The sequence below is a fragment of the Okeanomitos corallinicola TIOX110 genome (assembly GCF_038050375.1).
GTDB lineage: Bacteria > Cyanobacteriota > Cyanobacteriia > Cyanobacteriales > Nostocaceae > Okeanomitos > Okeanomitos corallinicola.
In genome coordinates this window covers 5050577-5070994 of sequence record NZ_CP150886.1, presented here as the reverse complement: position 1 = coordinate 5070994, position 20418 = coordinate 5050577, and the positions used below count along the sequence as shown (strand labels likewise).

Below are 20418 nucleotides of genomic sequence, written 5' to 3'. Positions count from 1 at the left end.
CTATGAAGTAATCAAGGGAATTTCTGACAAAACCCGTTTCCATATGCTGAAGTCAAAATTTATTAAGTTCTTTCGCCATCTTAATTGGCGGATACTGAAAAAAACTTTTGCTAGGACAATTGAAAGGAGACTATTAGGACTGGCTTCAGAAATTGCCTTCAATGCCATGTTATCTTTGTTTCCTGCCATTATAGCTTTTTTAACAGCCATCGGTTTATTTGCCGAACCATTACGCAACACCTTTATTCAATTAGCACTACAACTCAGTCAAGTTGTACCCCAAGATGCTTGGGTTTTAATTAATGAGTTTGCCACTAAAGAAATTGCTAACTCCAAAAATTCTGGTTTGTTTTCTTTTAGTTTTATTATCGCTTTATGGACAGCTTCCGGTGCAGTTAGCACCGCAATGACAACCTTTGATCAAATTGAACAAATTCCCCCAGAAGATACCCGTCCTTTTTGGAAAGCAAAATTAGTTTCTTTAGGTTTAACAATTGGTACTATATTACTTTTAGTGCTGGCTTCCTTCCTAGTATTTATTAGTGATTTACTGGTAGGTATGATAGTCAAGGGTAGTGCTTATTTAGGATTTTTATTACCACTTTGGCAACTTCTACTTTGGCCATTAGCCTTGGGTATAGTTGCAGCTACTTTTAGTTTAATTTATCGCTACGGAACAAGTGTATGGAAACCAGAAACACCATTAATACCAGGAGCAGTTTTAGCAGCTATATTTTGGGCGTTAGTGTCCGCAGTATTTCGTCTTTATGTGACAAACTTTGGAAACTATAACAAAGTTTACGGCACAGTGGGAACTTTCATAGTATTAATGTTGTGGTTGTGGATGAGTGCCTTTGTTCTTCTAGTTGGTAATCAGTTAAATGTAACCGTAGGTGAGGTAATGAAATCGAAATTATCTACTAGAGAATGGAAACTGGTAGAAGAACAAAAATTAGGCAGAGAATAACAACATTTAAGTAACAAGTAACCACTGAAAACTGATTAAAATGTCTAACTCTCCTCAGAAAATTACCATTGAATCTGAAGGTTATGCACCTACATTAAAACGTCTCCGTCACATCAGCAGACTTTTAGATAATGCTATTACCATTCCTGGCACAGAAGTCGGGATTGGTTTAGATCCACTTATGGGTTTAATACCCGTAGGTGGTGATGCTTTAGGATTGATATTTTCTATTTACATTATCATCGAATCGGCAAAGTTAGGTGTTTCTCAATCCACCGTGGGGAGAATGATAGTCAATATTATTATTGATGCCTTAGTAGGTGCTATTCCCATGTTAGGAGACTTATTTGATGTAGCCTGGACAGCAAATAGATATAACCTGAAACTGTTAGAAGAATACTTACAATCTCCAGGAGAAAAAAAGCAAGCTGATCAAGGTTTTATTCTGGTTTTATTTGCAGGTTTAATACTACTAGCTATAGTTTTAATTTCATTACCAGTTATTGTGATTGGAACAATCTGGAAAACGTTATTCGGTGGTTAGTTTTTAGCTATCAACCATGACATATTCACAATTCTCAATTACTTAATTATATGAAAGATTGGTGGCAAATTAACTTTCCTCAAGGTAGACAAAATCTCATTATTAGCGATGCTAACGGCTATCCAGTAAAGATTGCTTATGGTGAGAAAGGTACGGGTAAACCGCTAATTTTATTACATGGTTTAGGCAGTTGGAGTTATAATTGGCGGCACAGTATTAACCCATTATCTCAATATTTTCGAGTTATTTGTTTTGATGCTAAAGGTTATGGTTTTTCTGAAAAGCCTACATCTCGTCGTGAAGAAAATGGACATCAAATCATTGAATTAGAAAGAATAATTAATGCTTTATGTGATCAACCTCCGGTCATTGTTGCTGAATCTTTAGGTGCATTAGTTTCTTTAGCACTAGCTGCCAAAAACCCCCAATTAATTGGAAGGTTGGTAGTGATGAATGCACCGATTTTTACAACAAAATTACCCCATTGGGCGATGGGTTTATTAGCACAAACACCACTGGAAATAATACATACAATTGATTTTTTACGTCTAGCATATTGGTTTTCACCTATAGTTAGGGAAGTCATGGCAGCAGAAAGAAGAAAAGTATTATTTAATCCAGAAATTTTAACAGATGAGGATATTTATTGGATCACTTATCCATTTATTGAAATTCCAGGAACATTGGTCAAAGTAGCGGAAGAATTACAAATAGCAGCACAGGAAATTGAGAACTTACAAGCTAATAAACCAAATATGCTCACTCAAATTCAAAATAACTTGAGTGCTATTGAATGTCCTACTTTAATTTTATGGGGTGATCAAGATAGTTGGTTTCCTGCTAGTCACGGTAAAAAATTACATCAACATCTGCCTAATTCACAATTCAAACTGATCGAAAATTGCTATCATGACGCATCAACAGGCGCTAATGAAATAGTCAATAAGGAGATTCTGAAATTTTTAAAGAATACAAATTTCTCATGAATAATAACAAATTAATAAAAGAAGAGTGAGAGAAGGCATATCAAGCGCCTTTAACCTCTCACTCTACATTTGCTGCTGGGGCGTGCAGGAATGTTTTTTATAGACGCTAACCGTTACTTAGGGGGCTAATGTGTAGGTCAACGCAAGCGGCTATATGTTGAGATATTCCTAATGCAGCAAATGTCAAACCTGATTATTATTAATAACAATTATTTAACTAAATACATAGTCTAAAAACCATGATCAGAACAATATGAAAAGATTATTTTCCATCTCCATTATCCTTAATTTGTGAATAGTGTTTTGAAGAATCATTTATTTACTTAGTAGACCCTGATAACAACATCTTTGAAGTCGTTTATCTTTCAATAAGATAACCGGGTATTTTCGTGATTGGTTGCCAAGTTGGCATTATTTGCTATTGAGTAATTACGGAAATTACATCAGAGACTGTCTCAATCAGGCTTGTAGATAATTAACAACCACGGAATATTTAAGATTGGAGAATTTAATTTTTGCAATTACAGGATATCGTGTGTTCAGTTACAGTTCGATTTCCAGAAATCAGGCAACAATGGATATCAATAACTTATATGCAGCCTTGTCTGTGAATTATGCTGCTGTTACATGAAACCTCGAATTATTGTTTGTGGACTAGGACGTACCGGATATAAAATCTTTCGTTTGCTCCGACAACAGGGTGCTTTAGTGGTTGGTGTTCATCGTAAACCCATACCTGGCGAAGCGACGGGAGATGTAATTATTGGTGAATTGTGTGCAGCTTCTACCTTGAAAGCTGCGGGGATTGAACAAGCACATACTTTAGTAATTGCTAGTTCTGATGATGATGTCAATTTGTCAATTATGATGCAAGCAAGGGTTTTAAATCCTCAGCTTCGCATTATCAACCGATTTTATAATACAAATTTAGGTGAACGCCTAGATCAAACTCTCATAGATCATTTAAGTATGAGTGTTGTTGGTTTAGCTGCGCCTGTTTTTGCCTTTGCCGCTTTGGGAAATCAAGCCATAGGACAAATTAGATTATTTGATCAAAGTTGGCCAATTCAAGAAGAATATATTCACGAAAATCATCCTTGGCGTGGTCAAAAAATTAGTGATTTATGGGAAGAAAGAACAAGGATGCTAATTTATTATCTACCCTTAGCAGGGAAGATGAATTTAGTATCAGCAGTGTTAGCCGAGCAACGTTTACAGTTAGGCGATCGCTTAGTAATTGTTACTCAACCCCGTGTCAATAATACACGTAAATCATGGTTAAGAAAACTGATTAAAGTCTTTACCAGTATTAGACATTTTCAAAAACACGCCCGTTCAGTCATTGTGATGGCAATGGTGCTAGTAGTGATTATTTTAATAGCCACATTTACTTATGTTTCTACTAAATTAAATATTTCATTTGTTGATGCCTTATACTTTGCTGTGGGTATGATTACTGGTGCTGGTGGTAATGACAAAGTTGTAGAACAAGCACCCAACAGTATTAAATTATTTACTGTTGTCATGATGCTATCAGGGGCAGTAGTTTTTGGTATTTGGTATGCAATGTTAACAGATTTTGTATTAGGAACACGTCTCAAACAATTTTGGGATGCTGCCAGAATTCCCCTACGTCATCATTATATTGTCTGTGGTTTGAGTGGAATTGCCATTAGAATTATCCAACAACTCAACGCCAATGGCCATGAAGTAGTAGTAATTGAAACAGATCCTAATAATAGATTTGTGAACAGTGCCAGGGGAATGGGCATTCCTGTAATTCTAGCTGATGCTAGTTTTCGTACAACTTTAAAAATGAGTAATATTAATACCGCTGCCGCAGTTTTAGCCGTTACAAATAACGATGCCACTAATTTAGAAATTGCCCTCAAAGCTAAAGGTTTAGCCCCCAAAATTCCCGTAATTGTTAACTATGCTGACCCTGATTTTGCCGGCATGGCACAACAGGTTTTTGAGTTTGAAGCCGTATTAAGTCCAGCGGAATTAGCAGCTCCAGCTTTTGCCGCTGCTGCCCTGGGAGGTAGAATTATTGGTAATGGTATTATTGGTGATAACTTATGGGTGGCGTTTGCAACTTTAATTACTCCTAATCATCCCTTTTGTGGTCAATGGGTGAAAGATGTGGCTAGATATGCAGATTTTGTCCCTTTATATGTAGAAACAAATCACCAAACTTTACACGGTTGGGATTTATTAGAAACTAACCTCAGTGCAGGGGATATTTTATATTTAACTATCCCCGCAAATCGGTTATATCAACTATGGCGAGAAGAACAGGAAATGGTGAGTTAAAGAGTTCAAAGATCATGAGTCAGTAGGGGTTTAGCAATGCTAAACCCTGGCAAAATTCTTTTATTTCCTATTCCCAATTATTACAAATCAAACACACCGTAATAGCCGAGAATTACATAAACTATTGCCGATAAAATCAGCAGATTGCCTACAAACCAAACCGCAGAAGTCAGTAATAGATAAGCTGGATTATAAGGAGGTTGTTGCCATTTCCATAAATATCCTAGAGATGGTTTTGCTTGGAAATATCCCAAATCCTCTAATTGTTGCAAATGATATTGATCATAACGAGGAAATTGGCTAAAAGGTAATTCTCCTACGCTGTGTTGGGCAATAATTCGCCGACGTTGATAGGGAACTGTATTATCACCAAAATTAGTTTGATACTCTTCACTATTGAGAAGTGCATCAACAAAACCTTGTATTCCTTTAGTTCCGATGACAACAGACCAAGCCATTGTTTCTTGTTGATTGTAAACTTTCCGTCCTAAGACTCGTTGTATGCACATTTCCACAAACCGATAATTATTATTGGTGTTGTAGTTGCGTAGACGGAATGTTTCTGACATTAACAATCCTTTGATAAAATCCCTGACAGTAATACTTCTGTGTTTTAGTTGGGATTCTAGAGTCACTAGACGGTTACTTTTAAGAATTTGTTGTTCATTAAAAATTTGACGATAAGCAGCCCAAATTAAATCATCTATCTCTGCGGTGTCAGGAGTTCCTTCTGTGGTGTAAATTCTGGGTTGTTCATCTCCAGGAATTTCAAAACTTTTCACTCTTTGATTTTGACTGGAGGGAGCATATTTTAGTAGAGGAAGAGTCATAGTTATCTTGTGTAAGTTAGTGAAAATGAAGAGTTGAGAATTTACGCAATAGACATCTTTATAAAATTAGGTTTTCGCCTAAACAAAATGAAGGGTTTATATTTTGTTTAGAGATATCTAATAACTTTTGTTCTTACTAAATAGAAGTAATCCTAAAAACTTAAATAAGGATTTTAATGGATGTTTTTCTAACCACCAAGCAGTATAATATTTAATTAAATTATTTTCTGTATCTAAATTAGCGATGAACTTTAAAGATGGTGATTGATATGATATAGCGGTTATCGGTTGAGTGAAATACAAGAACCCCACCCCCAACCCCCTCCCCGCAAGCGAGGAGGGGGCTTAGGATGTATCTCATTCAAGTGCATACCGCTATAAAAATCCCCGAATTAGTGAAAAATCTGGGGATTGAGTAATTGAATTGACAATTAGTTATTTAGTCAGAAATACCCGCATCTCGAAGACGTTTTTCTAACTCTTCCAGACGTTTTAATGCTGCTTCTTTAGCAAGTCGTTCTTGCTGTACTAACTCAGAACCCCAAAGTAGCAAATTACCGTCTTCATCCCACCAGCGTAACCAGTAACCTTGACGGTTTTCACGCTTTCCTTGCCAAACACCAATAAATAGCCCCATATCGGCTAACCAATAACGCTGATTTTCGTTATCTGAGCGTAATTTATAGTTTCCATTTTCCAGTTGATGTACTTCTAATTCCCCGGTTTCTGGTTGAAAAATGATGTAGTTAGGAACTTGTAAAACTTGTTCATAAAAAAACCATTTTCCGGGGGGATAGGTGCGTTTACTGGAATATTCATTTCCTTCTGTATCTGAAAGAAATTCCATCACTACAGAGGGAATTTGCCCTTGTTTGTGGGGGGTGTAACTGCGTTGAACTTGCTCTCTAGGCACTGTAATTTGCGGCACGTAAGCCCAGTCTGGGGCTTTGATGACAAATTTGCCATTTAATGTGGCACAGATACCATAGTTAGTTGTAGTTAGGGCTGTTTCTGGCAGTTTACCAGCAAGTTCTAGACTTTCGGTTAATGCTGCGGCTAAACTGGGTTGATTGACATTATCCACTGGTTCATCGTCTAATACGAAATCTTCGGGTAGGAGTTCCCAGGTGATTTTTGTGGTGGAAACACTGATTACCATAGGAAACAATATTAATAATAATGGATTAAGTTTTAGTATAGCTTGTGATTAATTTGACAATCATGCTTTGATTGAATTAAGCTTTATTCTAATTGTAGCAAAAGTTTCGTGTTAGATGGCCAGAAAGAGGAAAGAAGAATGAGCAAGGATGATTTTTTATACAATCTAGCAACAAGCTGGTTTGAGCGAAGAATGGGAAATTATGATTTTTTATATAATCTAGCGATAACCTGGTTTGAGCAAGGTGAGAAAAAACTTGCCGCAGCATATCTTACAGTAGCAATTACTTGTTATGACAAAGCTATAGAAATTAAACCAACTTACCAACCAGCTTGGAGGCAAAGAGGTTATGCACTTTACATATTAGGACGATATAAAGAAGCAATTGTATCTTTAGATAAAGCTATAGAAATAAATAAGGCTGATAATTTAGCCTGGAATTGTAGAGGACTGACACTGTGTGTATTAGAACAATATGAAGAAGCATTGGCATCTTTTGACGAATCCCTAAAAATTAAGCCAAACGATAATTCTGTTTGGTCAATGCAGGGGTCAATTCTCCTGATAATCCAGCGATTTTCTGAAGCTCTTGTGTGTTTCAACAAAGTTATAGAGCTTCAACCGGATACCTACAAAAACTTATTTTATCAGGTGGAAATACTTGAAGATTCAGGAAAATTACAAGAAGCGCTTGCTGTCCGTAATCACATCATGCAATTACAAGCTAATGAATACTTCGCCTGGGAAGCTAAAGGGGTAGCATTATCGGGTCTAGAACGTTATGAAGAAGCAATAGCCTCCTTGGATAAGGCTATAGAATTAAACCCGGAAGATGATGAGGTTTGGAGTGAAAAAGGATTAGCATTATTAAGATTACAAAGATTTGAAGAAGCTCTAATATCTTGCGAAAAAGCTATAGAACTAAACCCGGAATATGACATTGCTTGGAGTAACAAAGGATGTGCATTATTAGGACTACAAAGATTTGAAGAAGCTCTAACATCTTGCGATAAAGCTATAGAATTAAACCCGGAATATGATATCGCTTGGAGTAGCAAAGGAGCTGTATTAATAGGATTACAAAGATTTGAAGAAGCTCTGATATCTTGCGATAAAGCTATAGAATTGAACCCCAAAGATAACATTGCTTGGGGTAATAAAGTGGTTGCATTAATAGTATTACAAAGATTTGAAGAAGCTCTAACATCTTGCGAAAAATTTATAGAATTAAACCCGGAAGATGATGAGTTTTGGAGTGAAAAAGGATTAGCATTATTAAGATTACAAAAATTTGAAGAAGCTCTGATATCTTTCGATAAAGCTATAGAACTAAATCCCAAAGATAACATTGCTTGGAGTAATAAAAGGTCTGCATTATTAAAATTACAAAAATTTGAAGAAGCTTTAGAAGCTTGCCAGAAAGCTATAGAATTGAACTCCGAAGATAACATTGCTTGGAGTAATAAAGGGGCTTCATTATTAAGAACACTAAAATTTAAAGAATCTTTAGAATCTTGCCAAAAATCTATAACTATAGAATTAGAATTCTATCATGATGAAGTTTGGAATGATCAAGGAGTAGCATTACTTAATTTAGGGCGTAATCAAGAATCCCTCCTGTCTTTCGATAAAGCTATTGAATTGAATGTTAAAAATTACTTGAGTTGGCGCAATCGCGGTACTGCACTTACTAATTTAGAACGCTATGAAGAGGCAATTACTTCCTTGGATAAAGCGATAGAATTAAAATCAGACTATGATGAGGCTTGGAATCATCGAGGTATCGCACTTGCTAATTTAGAACGCTATGAAGAAGCTCTCATATCTTGTAATAGAGCTATAGAAATTAATCCCGCATTTTATGGAGCTTGGCTTAATCAAAGTAGCGTGCTGGAACAGTTAGAACGATATGAAGAAGCTCTCATATCCTGCAACAAAGCCATAGAAATTAATCCCGAACTCTATGAAGCTTGGTGTAATCAAAGTAGCGTGTTGGAAAAGCTAGAACGCTATGAAGAAGCTTTCATATCTTGTAATAGAACTATAGAAATTAAATCTGATGACCACCAAGTTTGGGTTACTAAAGGCTCTGTGCTGATTAAACTAAAACGCTATGAAGAAGCTCTCATATCCTGCAACACAGCTATAGAAATTGAATCAGAAAATCATAAAGCTTGGCACACTAAGGGTACAGCTTTGGGTTTTCTAGGTAATTATGAAGAAGCACTGAAAATTTTCAACAAAGCTCAAGATTTAGGAGCTAATTGCTCTGGTGGCTGGAACGAACGCGGTGTTGTACTGGCAAACTTAGAACTGTATGAAGAAGCAATTATTTCCTACAACAAAGCCATAGAAATCAATCCTGAAGAAGACAAGTATTGGTACGATCGAGGTATATCACTGGCAAACTTAGGACTGTATGAAGAAGCAATTATTTCCTACAACAAAGCCATAGAAATCAATCCTGAAGAAGACAAGTATTGGTACAGTCGAGGTAGATCACTGGCTAACTTAGAAATGTATGAAGAAGCAATTATTTCCTACAACAAAGCCATAGAAATTAATCCCGAATTTTATGAAGCTTGGCACGAAAGAGGTGTAGTTTTTTTATATGACTTGATGCAATATCAAGAAGCATTAGCATCTCACGATAAAGCTATAGAACTTAAACCTGATTACCATTATGCTTGGATTAGTAGAGGTGATGCGGTACTTAACTTAACTACAGACATCAAAAATGTTAGGTCAAGATTTATCTCACCAGTAATTACAACATATCCTGACATTGCTCTAATATTCAAAAATCCCGACTTAAATAAGGTTGGCTATGAAGGTCTATTTGCCACCTACAAAGAAGGTTTAAAACATTGTCCCCAAGACACAGAAGGTTGGGGTAGATTACATTTAGCTATAGGTCGAGTCCACTATTTCCGAGGATGCAAAGATGAAAGTCCTTTTAGTCATTGGCGTAAAGCTGTTAACAACTATAATATTGCCATAACAACTCTCACAGAAAAAACATATCCAGAAGCACATTTAGAAGTTTTACAAAATTTAATTCGCTGTTTGTTAGGTTTAAAACAAATCAATGAAGCCACAGAACTACAAAGACGTGGCTCAGATATTTTACGAAAATTGCTCAAAGATACTAAAAGTTCCAGCCAACAACAAAAATTAGCCTTAAAATTTGTCAGTTTTCAACAATTAACTGTTGATTTAGCAGTGCAATCTGGTAATTCAATCCAAGCCTTAGAAATAGCAGAACAAGGAAAAAACGCCTGTTTATCTTGGCTCTTAGAAGGATGGAGTGAAGATATTTCTTCACCCCAATGGCAAGATATTCAACAGTTGCTAAATCCCACAACAGCTATAATTTATTGGCATCTTAGCCCTGCCGCCCTTCACACTTTTATCCTTAAATATGATAGCCAAACACCCATTGTTTTAACACAATCTGAATCATTAATTCCTTCCCAACGTTTACAACACTTGGAAGACTGGGTAAAAAATTGGAATCAAAAATATAGTGATTATCGTGGTAAAGGTAAAAATGAAAAAGATAAGAATGTTCATGCTTGGCGAAATGATATGCAAGCAAATTTCGACAAACTCAAAAATATTTTAGATATTGACACAATCAAAAATCAACTTTCAGGCATTGATCAATTAATTTTAGTTCCCCACCGCGACCTACATAGATTTCCGCTTCATGTTCTGTTCAACGCAGATGAAGAAAAATCAAAATTCATGATCGCTTATCTACCTAGTGCCAAACTTGGTCTTACAAATACACTTACCAAACTAGACCATAGCAATAAATTATTAAGTGTCGCAGTTTCCCCACCTCAAGATGATAAATATCTATTCTATGCCACACTGGAAGCAGAAATTATCAGTCAGATGTTTGAGCATAGAGAACGTATTCAAGAAGAAGAAGCTACCAAAGAAGAATTAGAAGCAGCATTAGAAAATGGTTATGAAATATTTCACTTTGCTGGACACGCAAATTACAACTTTAGAGAACCTCAAAAATCACAGTTAGCATTAGCCAACGAAGACAAATTAACTCTCCAAGACATTTACCAAAAAAATCTCACAACATATAAACTTGTTAGTCTTGATGCTTGCGAAACAGCTATCACTGGCAACCAAACAATAACCACCGAATATGTAGGTTTAGTCAGTGGTTTTTTGAGTCGGGGAGTTGACCAGATAGTGAGTACACTATGGACAGTGGAATCTGCTGCTACTGCTTTAATTATGATTGAATTTTATCGGCGCAGACAACTACCAGATAAATCTAATATCCAAGCATTAACAGAAGCTACAATATGGCTAAGAAGCCTAACTGTGGGTGAACTACAAAAATGGTTTGAAGAACTAAAGAATCAAATACCTCCAGAAAAATTAACCGGTGGAATTAACGGACTTTTAAAGGGAGAAATTCGGAAAATTTCTAAAGAAAAGCCAGACAAAATCCTGTATAATGATATATACTATTGGGGAGCGTTCACAATCACAGGTAAGCCACTATCAAGCTAATATTAAATGTATTAAATGAACAACATAGACAAACTTACCCTCAAAGCTTTGCTTGCAGCCTTAATGCGGCTGGAAGAACCCTTACCTGATGATTTGCAGAACCAGCTAAAGGAAATCAGCAAAACCTGGCCTCCAGATGTAGATAAACTAGATGCCCTAACAGAGATTTATCCACCTTTAGAAGATGAATATTTAGAAGCTCGTAGCATTTTACAAAATGATGGTGAACGCTTCCGTTCATCTGGTGTTCAGACAGTTAATGAAACTGTTAATGAAACTGTAGTTTTAAGCGACGAAAAGCTGATTAATTTAGCATTGCAAATTTTCAGCAGCGAAGATTCCGTTAATTCTCTGAATCAAGCATACACAGAATCCAGCCCAATTGGGCAATTTCTATTTCAACTGCGTCGCCAGACAAGCTTGATGGCGAAAGACTCTCAGAATATACCAGAAGAAGAATTATGGGTTTGGCAAGACCCTGTAGTTTGGGCTTCCTTAGAACGTGGACTCAAGCAAGCACAAGCTGGGAAAGGTCGTTACTTGGGTGATTTTTCGCAGTACGCAGATTTGGAGATTGACGATTAGTAATGTTTAGGCTGGAATTTCAACCTGAAGCAGAAGAGAAATTAGTCTATCTTCAGCTAAAAAATCCCAAGAAATACAAAAAAATATTAAAAATTCTGGGATTGATGCAAACTAACCTCCGTCACCCCAGCCTCAAAACTCATGAATACCAATCTTTATCTGGTCCAGACGGAGAAAAAGTATTTGAAGCTTACGTAGAAAATAACACTCCAGGAGCTTGGAGAGTTTTTTGGTATTATGGTCCAGGTCAAGGCGTAATTACTATTTTCACTATAGAACCTCATCCTTAATAAGTCTCAACTTTACTGCTAATTAATAAATGTAATTGGCAACCAGCACCAAATAGGGAGTGATGGCTAAAAAGTGATTCCCATAACAAATTTCCTACAAATCAATAGCCAAACTCTGTTAAAATACAGTGCTGCGGCTTATGCTCTCAGTCTTGGGGCTATTTGCCCATGCAGCCTTATCAACCCACATTCCGCCTAAGACTGACGCTGTAATGAGCGACAGGCCGATGTTATTTACGGAGTTCTATGTCTTTTTCCAATCTCGGCTTGTCCAATGAAATTATCCGCGCAGTCACAGAATTAGGTTACACCAAACCCACACCAATTCAAACACAGGCAATTCCAGCAGTATTATCCGGTGGTGATTTATTAGCGGGCGCTCAAACCGGTACGGGAAAAACCGCCAGTTTCGCCTTACCATTGCTGCATAGGTTGTCAGAAAATAACAATATTAAAAGTAGTTCCACTGGCTGGGTACCAATTCGGGCTTTGATTCTCACCCCTACAAGGGAATTAGCCGCCCAGATCCAGGAAAATGTTTACGACTATAGTAAGTATCTCAAGTTAAAATCAACGGTGATTTTCGGTGGTGTAAGTATCAGTCCCCAAAAACGCCAATTAAAAAGCGGTGTAGATATTCTGGTTGCTACTCCAGGCAGACTGTTAGACCATTTGGAACAGGGAACGGTAAACCTGTCACGGGTTGAGGTTTTGGTGTTGGATGAAGCGGATCGGATGCTGGATATGGGCTTTATTCGTGATATCCGGCGGATTTTGGCGATTCTACCGAAACAGCGTCAAAATTTATTATTCTTTGCTACCTTCTCCGATAAAATCAAGGAATTAGCCGCAGGGTTGCTAGATCGTCCGACGATGATTGAGGTAGCACGCCGCAATATTACTGCTGCAACCATCGCCCAAAAAGCTTATAAGGTAGACCGTGACAAAAAACGTCAATTACTGTCACACTTAATTAAACAAGATGATTGGTATCAAGTTCTGGTGTTTACTCGGACTAAATACGGTGCTGACCGTCTGGTGAGACAGTTAGGTGAAGACCGCATCCAAGCATTGGCGATTCACGGAAATAAAAGCCAAGGGGCGCGTACCCACGCTTTAGCAAAGTTTAAGGATGGTAAGTTACAGGTATTGGTAGCTACGGATATTGCGGCTAGGGGTCTGGATATCAGCGAATTACCCCATGTTGTCAATTATGATTTACCGAATGTACCGGAAGATTATGTACATCGCATTGGCCGCACAGGTCGCGCTGGTGCAACAGGTGAAGCTGTTTCTCTGGTCTGTGTTGATGAACAACATTTGTTAGCAGATATCGAAAAACTGATCCAGCAGAAGTTATCTTTGCAAACGGTTGCTGGTTTTGCAGTTAATCCTGATATTCAGCCTGAACCAATTCAAAATGGACGTAGACAAAAATCTCAATCTGGGGGTGAGCAGGATACTGTTGCTAAACGGAAAAAAGCACCACGAAGATCGGGTAAACGGAAGACAGCACCATCAGCTATAGATGGTAAAAAGTATGGTGGTAATTCTTCTTCCTCTCGCCGGGCTAAAAAAAGCGATCGCTAAAGATAATCAGCGCACAACATCCCCGTAGGCATCGCTTTTCTTTGAGGATGCCACTATTTAGTAAGCTGTTGCACTTTTAATTTACACACCAATGCCTACCAGAATGCCTACCTCACAAGGGTTAAATTAAATAATTGTATGCAAATTATAGGATTTTCAGTTTATTAGTCCATCTGTTGCTCAGATTTCAAAATACCCTAAAAGATATAATGTAAAAAGAATCCCCAATAGTAATTTAAAATTAAATCAGCCTTGATCGTCTAAAGGAACAGCATATATTAAGAGCCGTCGTCACCCTGTACGGATATGATTGTTCAAATCAATCTCAAGGATTTTTCACCAATTCTCAATAAAGCTTTGTCTTACTAAATTTGTACTGAGAACTGCTATCAACAAACAGTTATAAATATCCGATAACCTCCCTCATCAATTCCAAGCGGCTAAAATGCTTCATGCTGAGAATTTTAGTGATTAAACCTTTACCAAGTAAAACAGCTACCGCTGGATCTGGATCTAGTCGCGTGTGTCGTTCCAACCCCACACAAACATCTAGAATTGCTAAACACTCGTCATAAGAGTATGGGTTACTGTTCATCATAATCCCTCCAACCGTTCTATCCTGTAATCTTGAACTTGATTCTGTCCCATAATTTCCTGTCTAAGAATTTTTATCTCAGAATCTATCGCGGTTAACTTACCGCCGACGGTAAACCCACCGGATACTAAAAAAAGTGCAACCTGAGTCACAATAGTTAAAATCGTGATCAACATTGTGGCCCGTTCTGTAGTCATGGGTGTTTTTTGTTCAGTATTCATTGTGCCGGAAAAATTGAATAATTATGGTGAAGAAAGTAAAGTATCAATCTTGCTTTCAATTCGTGCTAGATTAATATCTAAAGTATTAATATCTGTCCCTTCATATTGGTAGATTCCGATGCTAATATCCTTAAACCATTTTGGCGGAAGAATCGTAATTCTATAATCTGCTTTCACCTCGTCAAAACAAATCAAATTTCTTTCACCTAAAAATAATGGTTTTTTCTCTTCAGAAATAGAATCCCCTATAGCTGTTGAAACAATCTTGCTTAATGTTCCCGCAAACTCCCAAATACTACCAGCCGGTACGCTAGTGGAAACACTGACAGACATAATCTGACTGTTAAAGATGATTGGAACAATAATCCGTGTCAGTCTTGCACAAACTTCTTCACCATTTAGCATCATACAAGTGGCAGGGATGGAAACTGTGTACACCAAAGAGAAATTATCAGGATCATTTAACTGTAATTGTCTCAATGAGCCGCCTTTATAATTAATTCAGTGTGATCAAGAAATTCACCTACTAGCTCAAACGGATCAGGAATATCATTAAACTGAAGAATATCGCAATAATCAGCCAGTGAAATTTTCCCTGTTAACCAATCCCTAGCAGCTTGATTAATAGCAAGCATTGATTGAAAGTCAGCATCTGAATCACTATCAATGCCAACTGCCAAAAGGTCAATGTCATCTTCAGGAGTCCAGATTATTCCTGTCCGTTCGGCTATACTCATGTCTACCCCTCCGGTGTAAATTTATATGAGCGTTTTGCGGGTGCTACCGCTGCCTCGACCCAAGCGTCTACCGTTGGCTGAATCGCAGCCGCAGCCGCAGCATAACTCTGACCACCAGATGCTTGTCCAAAAGGAGCGCTCACGGTATTGACATCCGGTTTCATGTATTGCCTGGTTGTTATTCTGGATGCTCTTTTAGTAAATGATGATCGGCTGGTAAGTGATAGCTTTGCACATTTATATCGAGGAACGTCTATTGCCCCACCGGTTGGAGCAGATTCAGCAGCGTTAATGTAGTAGTTTCCTAACATATTCGCTAGAGCTTGACCAACATCTGTACCTTCTCCAGTTTGAGTCGGAGAAAGAACCCGTAATCTGATGTATTTAAGTCCAGTCCCCACTTGGTTGAATGGTGATATAAACCCTATCTCTCTTTCTGGTTTAGCTCGCTTTGTTTCGTCCGTAATAGCAGCAAAAGAATTTTGTTTTGCTTCTGGGCTTAGGTCTTGCCACCGTTTATACGCATCATAGTAAGCCTTTTGGGCCTCGTATCTTTTCAAAAATGAGAAGGACATAAATTTTTCTATGTAACTTGTAACCCCTACTGTAGTGGCATTTTTATCGTTATTGTTTCCGACGACAAGTTAACTAGCGTGCGAAATTTGTTCACCAAAATTTAGACGGTTTCAATTACCTGAGACAATCTCATCCCTGCCATAGCCACAAGATTTATCGCTGTCATTTTTCCGTCAATAAGCATTTGTGCGTGTGTGAATTTTAAATCCACTCGCGGCCTTTCACGGGCTTTTCGGACAGTAGACCCATATACCCTATGTGTACCAGGTATTGCCGGATATGATCTGTTATGTTCTATAAATTGAAAATTATTGGAGGAATATGTATCAGATCCCATCCCTACCACCGCTCTAGCTATTCTTTCACCCTCTGATTTGGACGGTACCAATAGTCGCAAATCATAGCCATGATCTATATCCAAATATGTAGCCTTAAACCATCCTTTTTTCCATTCAAATGGAGGAGTAGCAAAATCACTTTTAATCTTTGATGCCCAAGATAAAGCATCAGTTCGAGAAATAGAATCAGAGTCTTTTTCCATTAATCTGAAAGTAATTTCACCTCTTACCTGATTAAAACCCTGATCCTCATGAATTGCTCTATCATAAGGTTCTTTAAAATGTAGTTTTATTTGTGGTTTAAACTTTGTAACTCTCCTAAATTCCTGTACAGGAATACCATAAATAGGAGCTTGCAAACTTTGAGCATGGCCCACTGTAATCTCAAATAGCCATAGCCTCATTAGTGTCATGACATCTGTATCTGCGTCCTTAATTGTGCAAGCATGACGCAACGATGATTTAGGCGTAGAAATATCATTTGGTGATTGATTCTTAAAATACTTTCCAACCAATTTATTGTGATATCTCCTAACCTGATCTTGCAAGTGTTCCCATTCATCAGCAGGTAAAACCATTACTCGTCGGCCTCCAAATCTTGACTTGATATTTCAGGTGCTGTGCTGTTAGCTTTTTTAGTTTCTTGTTCAGCTTTAACTTTTACCGCCTCTGGAAAAATAATTCCAACCTTGCCTTCCGGTGTCTGACCAATATCTTTAGCTAATTGAGCAGCATTGTCAGAAACTTCCTTTTTAGCGTCCTTGATTGATTGTGGTTGCTGACTAACCTCTTCAACAATACTTGCTGTTTCGTTCAAGCTATTTAATTTCATTAAAATAGGGTTGTTAAAATTAGGATTAGGATTCATCCAACCATAAGCTGATTCGCCAACTTTTCCCCATGCTCTTAAAGCATTACCAATTTTAGATGTTTGTCCTGATACTAATTGGAGAGCTTGAGTGGTTATATCCCCAAAACTAAGCATACTATTCAAAAGATTTCCTGCACTTTGATAAATCCTATTAGCATTTTTCCAGCTTGCATTTATAGCAGTATAATTTTCTGTTCCCAAAACGTTTTTCAAAAATGATTCTATTGATGTTTTTACCAATGTTTGTACATCATACCCCTTACTTTCACTATCCTTTAGTTCTATGAAGTTTACAACATTTTGAATACTAGAAATCAAGGTAGTTCCGAGATTATTTGATAACATCATTGCATTATGTATTGTGGCGGCCAATGTCATCATGGTCATTAATCTATTCAAAACATCCCAGTTGGTAAACCTGGTCATCCATCCTGCTAAACCATCTTTTAATTGAACACCTAGTTTAAGATCCATGAGAGTAGTTCTAACATCAATACTACGAACTCTACTTCTAATTTCTGTTAGGTCAACATCTGAACCTTGATTATTTACTATTGTCGTTCTACGTTGATCATAGTTATTTGTTACATAGGTGTTTTGTACCATTCCCGGTTTCAATCTCCCTAATAAAGCACTTATTCCTGCTACTGTTAAAGTTATCCCTGCTATTTGTGCTGCTAAAGTAGCAAGCTGTAAAAGTATTTTTTTGATATCAAGATTTAATTTTCCAATTTGGCTTAATAAATTAGTTTTTAGTGCCTCGATTCTGTTGGTTAATGCTTGCAGTTTTGCGGTAAAAAATGTCCTTAATTGAGAGACTTGTTTTTGAATATCTGCAACCGTTAACTTTAACGCTTCAAGCAGTCCCTCACTCAGCTTAATTCTGTCTTGCAGTCTTACTAATGCCTTTCTAGTTGAATTAGTGAGGAATTCTATTTCAGCTTTTGTGAAATTCTCTAACCTTTTCATTGCATTTAAAGCCGATTGAGTTACGAATTTTATTTCACTTAAAGCATTATCAGCTTTACCTTCAGCTTTAACTGCTATCGTGACCGCTGATCGGGCATCATCTTTAGCTTTTGAAATCTCAGCCAAAATCGTAGCTAAATCAATTTTTTGACCATTGGATAATATCCAAGATCCTATACCAATTATCCCATTTAGAATTCCACTAGCAATTAAGCTGAGAACAATGGATTTAACAATGCCAGGTAAAGCATTTATCAACGCTACTACTGCTTTTTCGACTATCCCTAACCTTATTTTAAGCTGTAGTATTTCTGCTGATTTTACTTTTAAATCATTAAAGATGTTAGTGTGTTCTCCATTATTTTTTAACTTGTATTCATTAAAATCTCTCCTCAGCGCCCATAAATCACCATTTAGTTTTCCCTGGGCTTCAATCTGTTTAATTCTGATGTCTTGAAATTCATCAACAGATTTTTTTAAATTCACTCTATATTCAAGGATATTTATTCTATTTTCCAGTGCCCTATTCCCTTCAGGGTTTTTTCCTCTTAGTTCATCAAGCGCTCTAGTAATACGATCCAAAATCCCATCACGCATTGGCTGACGTGCTGACTCATATTGTATTTGTATCTGTTGATTGGTAATCGAATTTCGTAAAAATTGAATTGCTCTACCTATGCCATTGAAACTGAGTTCAATGTATCTTTTATATCCATCGAAATCATTAATTTTCCGTAAAATATAAGCCAGAGTTGGTTTAATTTTAGCTTCTGTCTTAGCAATTATTGACTGCTCTGAATTTTTAATTAATACAGGTATTTCATCTCGAATTTTAATGATATCTTGATTAATTTTATCAATTCCACTCAATGCCCTATCAGCCCTTTGTCTGTTTACCCCTATTTGCCCAAGTGCGCGACTTAAATCAGCAGACAGGACATCTAAATAATTTTCTAAATCGCGTGATAAAAGATTTCGCAGTTTTTCTGGACTAAATCCGCTACTTCTCATTGCAGATGATAGATTAGGAAATTTACCTAACCCAGAATTAATGATAACTTCCAAGGAACTTAATTTATCAATAATAAAAAATAATCTTCCATTTACTATATTATTAATTCCAGGAATAATTAATCTTAATATTTCATTGGCGAATTCACTTTTTTTAGATTTTAATATAAACTTATCCTCTAGTGCTGCTATTTCTGCTTTTATCTCTAATAATTCAGCTAGAATTAAATCGCATGATGTCATTTTTTTATATCCCTTGTAAAGTATTTTTAATTTCTATGAGATGACCATAAATTAAATCACAATTTAGGTCACAATCACCGCAGTTGATGGTATTTCCAGGTGGATTATATCCAGAAGTATCAAAATAATATTCAATAAAATCTCCTGAATCTTGAAAAATTAAATTACCTCCATTAAAGGCTTTAATAAAATATTCTATATTGATTGTATTTAAACACGGATCTTCTAAAGTACCTCCAAAATCTTCTGAAGTATTATTACCCAGATTGTCTCGACAATTTCCTAATTCAGTCACTGGATGACTTGGATCAAATCGCCGAAAATCATGAAGACCACATCTATTGATAAAATAAATTACGGCTGGAGGCGGTTCAAGTTGAATCCGATAGCCATGTAGACATAAGGTTGCTATCCTTCCTTCATCGTCCGGCGGGCGCTTGAATGATATTGCGAAACTTTTTTGTGAAAAATTTGTTATACCTAGCTCTATTTTTTTCGGTTTTTTCCCAAATTCAATAATTGAATCACAAGGTAAAAATATTTCAGATATTTCTGAGTAATCAGGTGTTTTTGTGTAATAAAGTGGACAATTCATATTTATTTCTTTATTGTGAAAGCTTTTGAATAAATTTATTCAAAAGCTTTCTTTATATTTTAATAATCTTCTGGATTTAAAGTAGAAATAGGTGCTGGACGCGCTAGATTAATGCTAAATTGCCTCACCTCATGCCTGATCTGATTAGTACCGTCATTCTTAAAAGTGAAAGAATCAAAGCCAGAAGCAGAAAGATATACTCGTTGGTCAATATTTGCTTCAAACTGCTCTAAAGTCATTCGCACGAGAGCAATGCTTACAGTTGCTACTATAAACTTGTCAGCAGTAATGGTTGGTGATGTTATGTTTAAATCAGCTTTAGGAATGGTAATTTCTGTAGCTGTTTCAATTGCACCTGGAAATAGATCAATTAAAGTTAGTTCAGACATTGATGTAAATTATTAATTTTCTATCCTAATTAATAATTCACTATCAATATCATGTAAACATTCCATT

General features: G+C 36.7%; 19 protein-coding genes. 8 read left to right on the top strand and 11 right to left on the bottom strand.

The features are described 5' to 3' along the window. The first annotated feature begins 43 nt into the window (after window positions 1–43). From WJM97_RS22475 to WJM97_RS22460, 4 genes are all read left to right on the top strand, one after another. Window positions 44–967 carry a YihY/virulence factor BrkB family protein gene (locus tag WJM97_RS22475; RefSeq protein WP_353930974.1) on the top strand — a complete coding sequence of 308 codons (924 nt, stop codon included), beginning with the start codon at window positions 44–46 and terminating at the stop codon, window positions 965–967. A 40-nt stretch (window positions 968–1007) separates the two neighbouring features. After that, window positions 1008–1511 carry a DUF4112 domain-containing protein gene (locus WJM97_RS22470; protein ID WP_353930973.1) on the top strand — a complete coding sequence of 168 codons (504 nt, stop codon included), beginning with the start codon at window positions 1008–1010 and terminating at the stop codon, window positions 1509–1511. Window positions 1512–1561: 50 nt separating this feature from the next. Next, window positions 1562–2497 carry an alpha/beta hydrolase gene (locus WJM97_RS22465; RefSeq protein WP_353930972.1) on the top strand — a complete coding sequence of 312 codons (936 nt, stop codon included), beginning with the start codon at window positions 1562–1564 and terminating at the stop codon, window positions 2495–2497. A 627-nt stretch (window positions 2498–3124) separates the two neighbouring features. Beyond that, window positions 3125–4810 carry an NAD-binding protein gene (locus WJM97_RS22460; protein ID WP_353930971.1) on the top strand — a complete coding sequence of 562 codons (1686 nt, stop codon included), beginning with the start codon at window positions 3125–3127 and terminating at the stop codon, window positions 4808–4810. An 80-nt stretch (window positions 4811–4890) separates the two neighbouring features. Here WJM97_RS22460 and WJM97_RS22455 read toward each other — a convergent pair whose 3' ends face one another. Further along, window positions 4891–5640: a phycobilisome rod-core linker polypeptide gene (locus tag WJM97_RS22455; protein WP_353930970.1), complete on the bottom strand. Its 750-nt coding sequence runs from the start codon at window positions 5638–5640 to the stop codon at window positions 4891–4893. Between the two features lie 439 nt (window positions 5641–6079). Beyond that, a complete protein-coding gene (locus tag WJM97_RS22450; RefSeq protein ID WP_353930969.1) occupies window positions 6080–6799 on the bottom strand; it encodes a Uma2 family endonuclease in 720 nt (239 codons plus the stop codon). A gap of 138 nt (window positions 6800–6937) precedes the next feature. Between WJM97_RS22450 and WJM97_RS22445 the strand changes: the two genes are divergently transcribed. From WJM97_RS22445 to WJM97_RS22430, 4 genes are all read left to right on the top strand, one after another. Then, a complete protein-coding gene (locus WJM97_RS22445) occupies window positions 6938–11341 on the top strand; it encodes a tetratricopeptide repeat protein (protein ID WP_353930968.1) in 4404 nt (1467 codons plus the stop codon). A gap of 15 nt (window positions 11342–11356) precedes the next feature. Next, entirely contained in the window at window positions 11357–11926 is a 570-nt protein-coding gene (locus WJM97_RS22440) for a hypothetical protein (protein WP_353930967.1), read from the top strand. 2 nt (window positions 11927–11928) lie between these two features. Continuing rightward, complete coding sequence (locus WJM97_RS22435) at window positions 11929–12216, top strand: hypothetical protein (RefSeq protein ID WP_353930966.1); 288 nt, start codon at window positions 11929–11931, stop codon at window positions 12214–12216. Window positions 12217–12462: 246 nt separating this feature from the next. Continuing rightward, a complete protein-coding gene (locus tag WJM97_RS22430) occupies window positions 12463–13806 on the top strand; it encodes a DEAD/DEAH box helicase (RefSeq protein WP_353930965.1) in 1344 nt (447 codons plus the stop codon). Window positions 13807–14206: 400 nt separating this feature from the next. Here WJM97_RS22430 and WJM97_RS22425 read toward each other — a convergent pair whose 3' ends face one another. The 9 genes from WJM97_RS22425 to WJM97_RS22385 all read right to left on the bottom strand — a co-directional run bounded on the left by WJM97_RS22425 (window position 14207) and on the right by WJM97_RS22385 (window position 20351). Continuing rightward, window positions 14207–14404 (bottom strand): hypothetical protein, encoded by a 198-nt coding sequence (locus WJM97_RS22425; protein ID WP_353930964.1) that lies wholly within the window; start codon window positions 14402–14404, stop codon window positions 14207–14209. Beyond that, window positions 14401–14598: a hypothetical protein gene (locus WJM97_RS22420; protein ID WP_353930963.1), complete on the bottom strand. Its 198-nt coding sequence runs from the start codon at window positions 14596–14598 to the stop codon at window positions 14401–14403. The genes WJM97_RS22425 and WJM97_RS22420 overlap by 4 nt, the downstream gene beginning before the upstream one ends. A 45-nt stretch (window positions 14599–14643) precedes the next feature. Continuing rightward, entirely contained in the window at window positions 14644–15102 is a 459-nt protein-coding gene (locus WJM97_RS22415) for a hypothetical protein (RefSeq protein WP_353930962.1), read from the bottom strand. After that, entirely contained in the window at window positions 15099–15359 is a 261-nt protein-coding gene (locus WJM97_RS22410; protein ID WP_353930961.1) for a hypothetical protein, read from the bottom strand. Before WJM97_RS22410 ends, WJM97_RS22415 begins: the two co-directional genes overlap by 4 nt. Before the next feature lie 2 nt (window positions 15360–15361). After that, entirely contained in the window at window positions 15362–15934 is a 573-nt protein-coding gene (locus WJM97_RS22405; RefSeq protein WP_353930960.1) for a hypothetical protein, read from the bottom strand. A gap of 101 nt (window positions 15935–16035) precedes the next feature. Beyond that, window positions 16036–16851: a hypothetical protein gene (locus tag WJM97_RS22400; RefSeq protein WP_353930959.1), complete on the bottom strand. Its 816-nt coding sequence runs from the start codon at window positions 16849–16851 to the stop codon at window positions 16036–16038. Next, a complete protein-coding gene (locus WJM97_RS22395; protein WP_353930958.1) occupies window positions 16851–19367 on the bottom strand; it encodes a hypothetical protein in 2517 nt (838 codons plus the stop codon). Before WJM97_RS22395 ends, WJM97_RS22400 begins: the two co-directional genes overlap by 1 nt. Window positions 19368–19371: 4 nt before the next feature. After that, window positions 19372–19962 carry a hypothetical protein gene (locus WJM97_RS22390; protein WP_353930957.1) on the bottom strand — a complete coding sequence of 197 codons (591 nt, stop codon included), beginning with the start codon at window positions 19960–19962 and terminating at the stop codon, window positions 19372–19374. 59 nt (window positions 19963–20021) lie between these two features. Further along, window positions 20022–20351 (bottom strand): hypothetical protein, encoded by a 330-nt coding sequence (locus WJM97_RS22385; protein ID WP_353930956.1) that lies wholly within the window; start codon window positions 20349–20351, stop codon window positions 20022–20024. Window positions 20352–20418: the final 67 nt, after the last annotated feature.

Coding starts and splice junctions, on each gene's coding strand:
- WJM97_RS22420 (WP_353930963.1), bottom strand. CDS start 14,598: ATGACTACAGAACGGGCCACAATGTTGATCACGATTTTAACTATTGTG.
- WJM97_RS22440 (WP_353930967.1), top strand. CDS start 11,357: ATGAACAACATAGACAAACTTACCCTCAAAGCTTTGCTTGCAGCCTTA.
- WJM97_RS22410 (WP_353930961.1), bottom strand. CDS start 15,359: ATGAGTATAGCCGAACGGACAGGAATAATCTGGACTCCTGAAGATGAC.
- WJM97_RS22430 (WP_353930965.1), top strand. CDS start 12,463: ATGTCTTTTTCCAATCTCGGCTTGTCCAATGAAATTATCCGCGCAGTC.
- WJM97_RS22385 (WP_353930956.1), bottom strand. CDS start 20,351: ATGTCTGAACTAACTTTAATTGATCTATTTCCAGGTGCAATTGAAACA.
- WJM97_RS22455 (WP_353930970.1), bottom strand. CDS start 5,640: ATGACTCTTCCTCTACTAAAATATGCTCCCTCCAGTCAAAATCAAAGA.
- WJM97_RS22465 (WP_353930972.1), top strand. CDS start 1,562: ATGAAAGATTGGTGGCAAATTAACTTTCCTCAAGGTAGACAAAATCTC.
- WJM97_RS22395 (WP_353930958.1), bottom strand. CDS start 19,367: ATGACATCATGCGATTTAATTCTAGCTGAATTATTAGAGATAAAAGCA.
- WJM97_RS22450 (WP_353930969.1), bottom strand. CDS start 6,799: ATGGTAATCAGTGTTTCCACCACAAAAATCACCTGGGAACTCCTACCC.
- WJM97_RS22445 (WP_353930968.1), top strand. CDS start 6,938: ATGAGCAAGGATGATTTTTTATACAATCTAGCAACAAGCTGGTTTGAG.
- WJM97_RS22435 (WP_353930966.1), top strand. CDS start 11,929: ATGTTTAGGCTGGAATTTCAACCTGAAGCAGAAGAGAAATTAGTCTAT.
- WJM97_RS22400 (WP_353930959.1), bottom strand. CDS start 16,851: ATGGTTTTACCTGCTGATGAATGGGAACACTTGCAAGATCAGGTTAGG.
- WJM97_RS22470 (WP_353930973.1), top strand. CDS start 1,008: ATGTCTAACTCTCCTCAGAAAATTACCATTGAATCTGAAGGTTATGCA.
- WJM97_RS22390 (WP_353930957.1), bottom strand. CDS start 19,962: ATGAATTGTCCACTTTATTACACAAAAACACCTGATTACTCAGAAATA.
- WJM97_RS22475 (WP_353930974.1), top strand. CDS start 44: ATGCTGAAGTCAAAATTTATTAAGTTCTTTCGCCATCTTAATTGGCGG.
- WJM97_RS22425 (WP_353930964.1), bottom strand. CDS start 14,404: ATGATGAACAGTAACCCATACTCTTATGACGAGTGTTTAGCAATTCTA.
- WJM97_RS22405 (WP_353930960.1), bottom strand. CDS start 15,934: ATGTCCTTCTCATTTTTGAAAAGATACGAGGCCCAAAAGGCTTACTAT.
- WJM97_RS22460 (WP_353930971.1), top strand. CDS start 3,125: ATGAAACCTCGAATTATTGTTTGTGGACTAGGACGTACCGGATATAAA.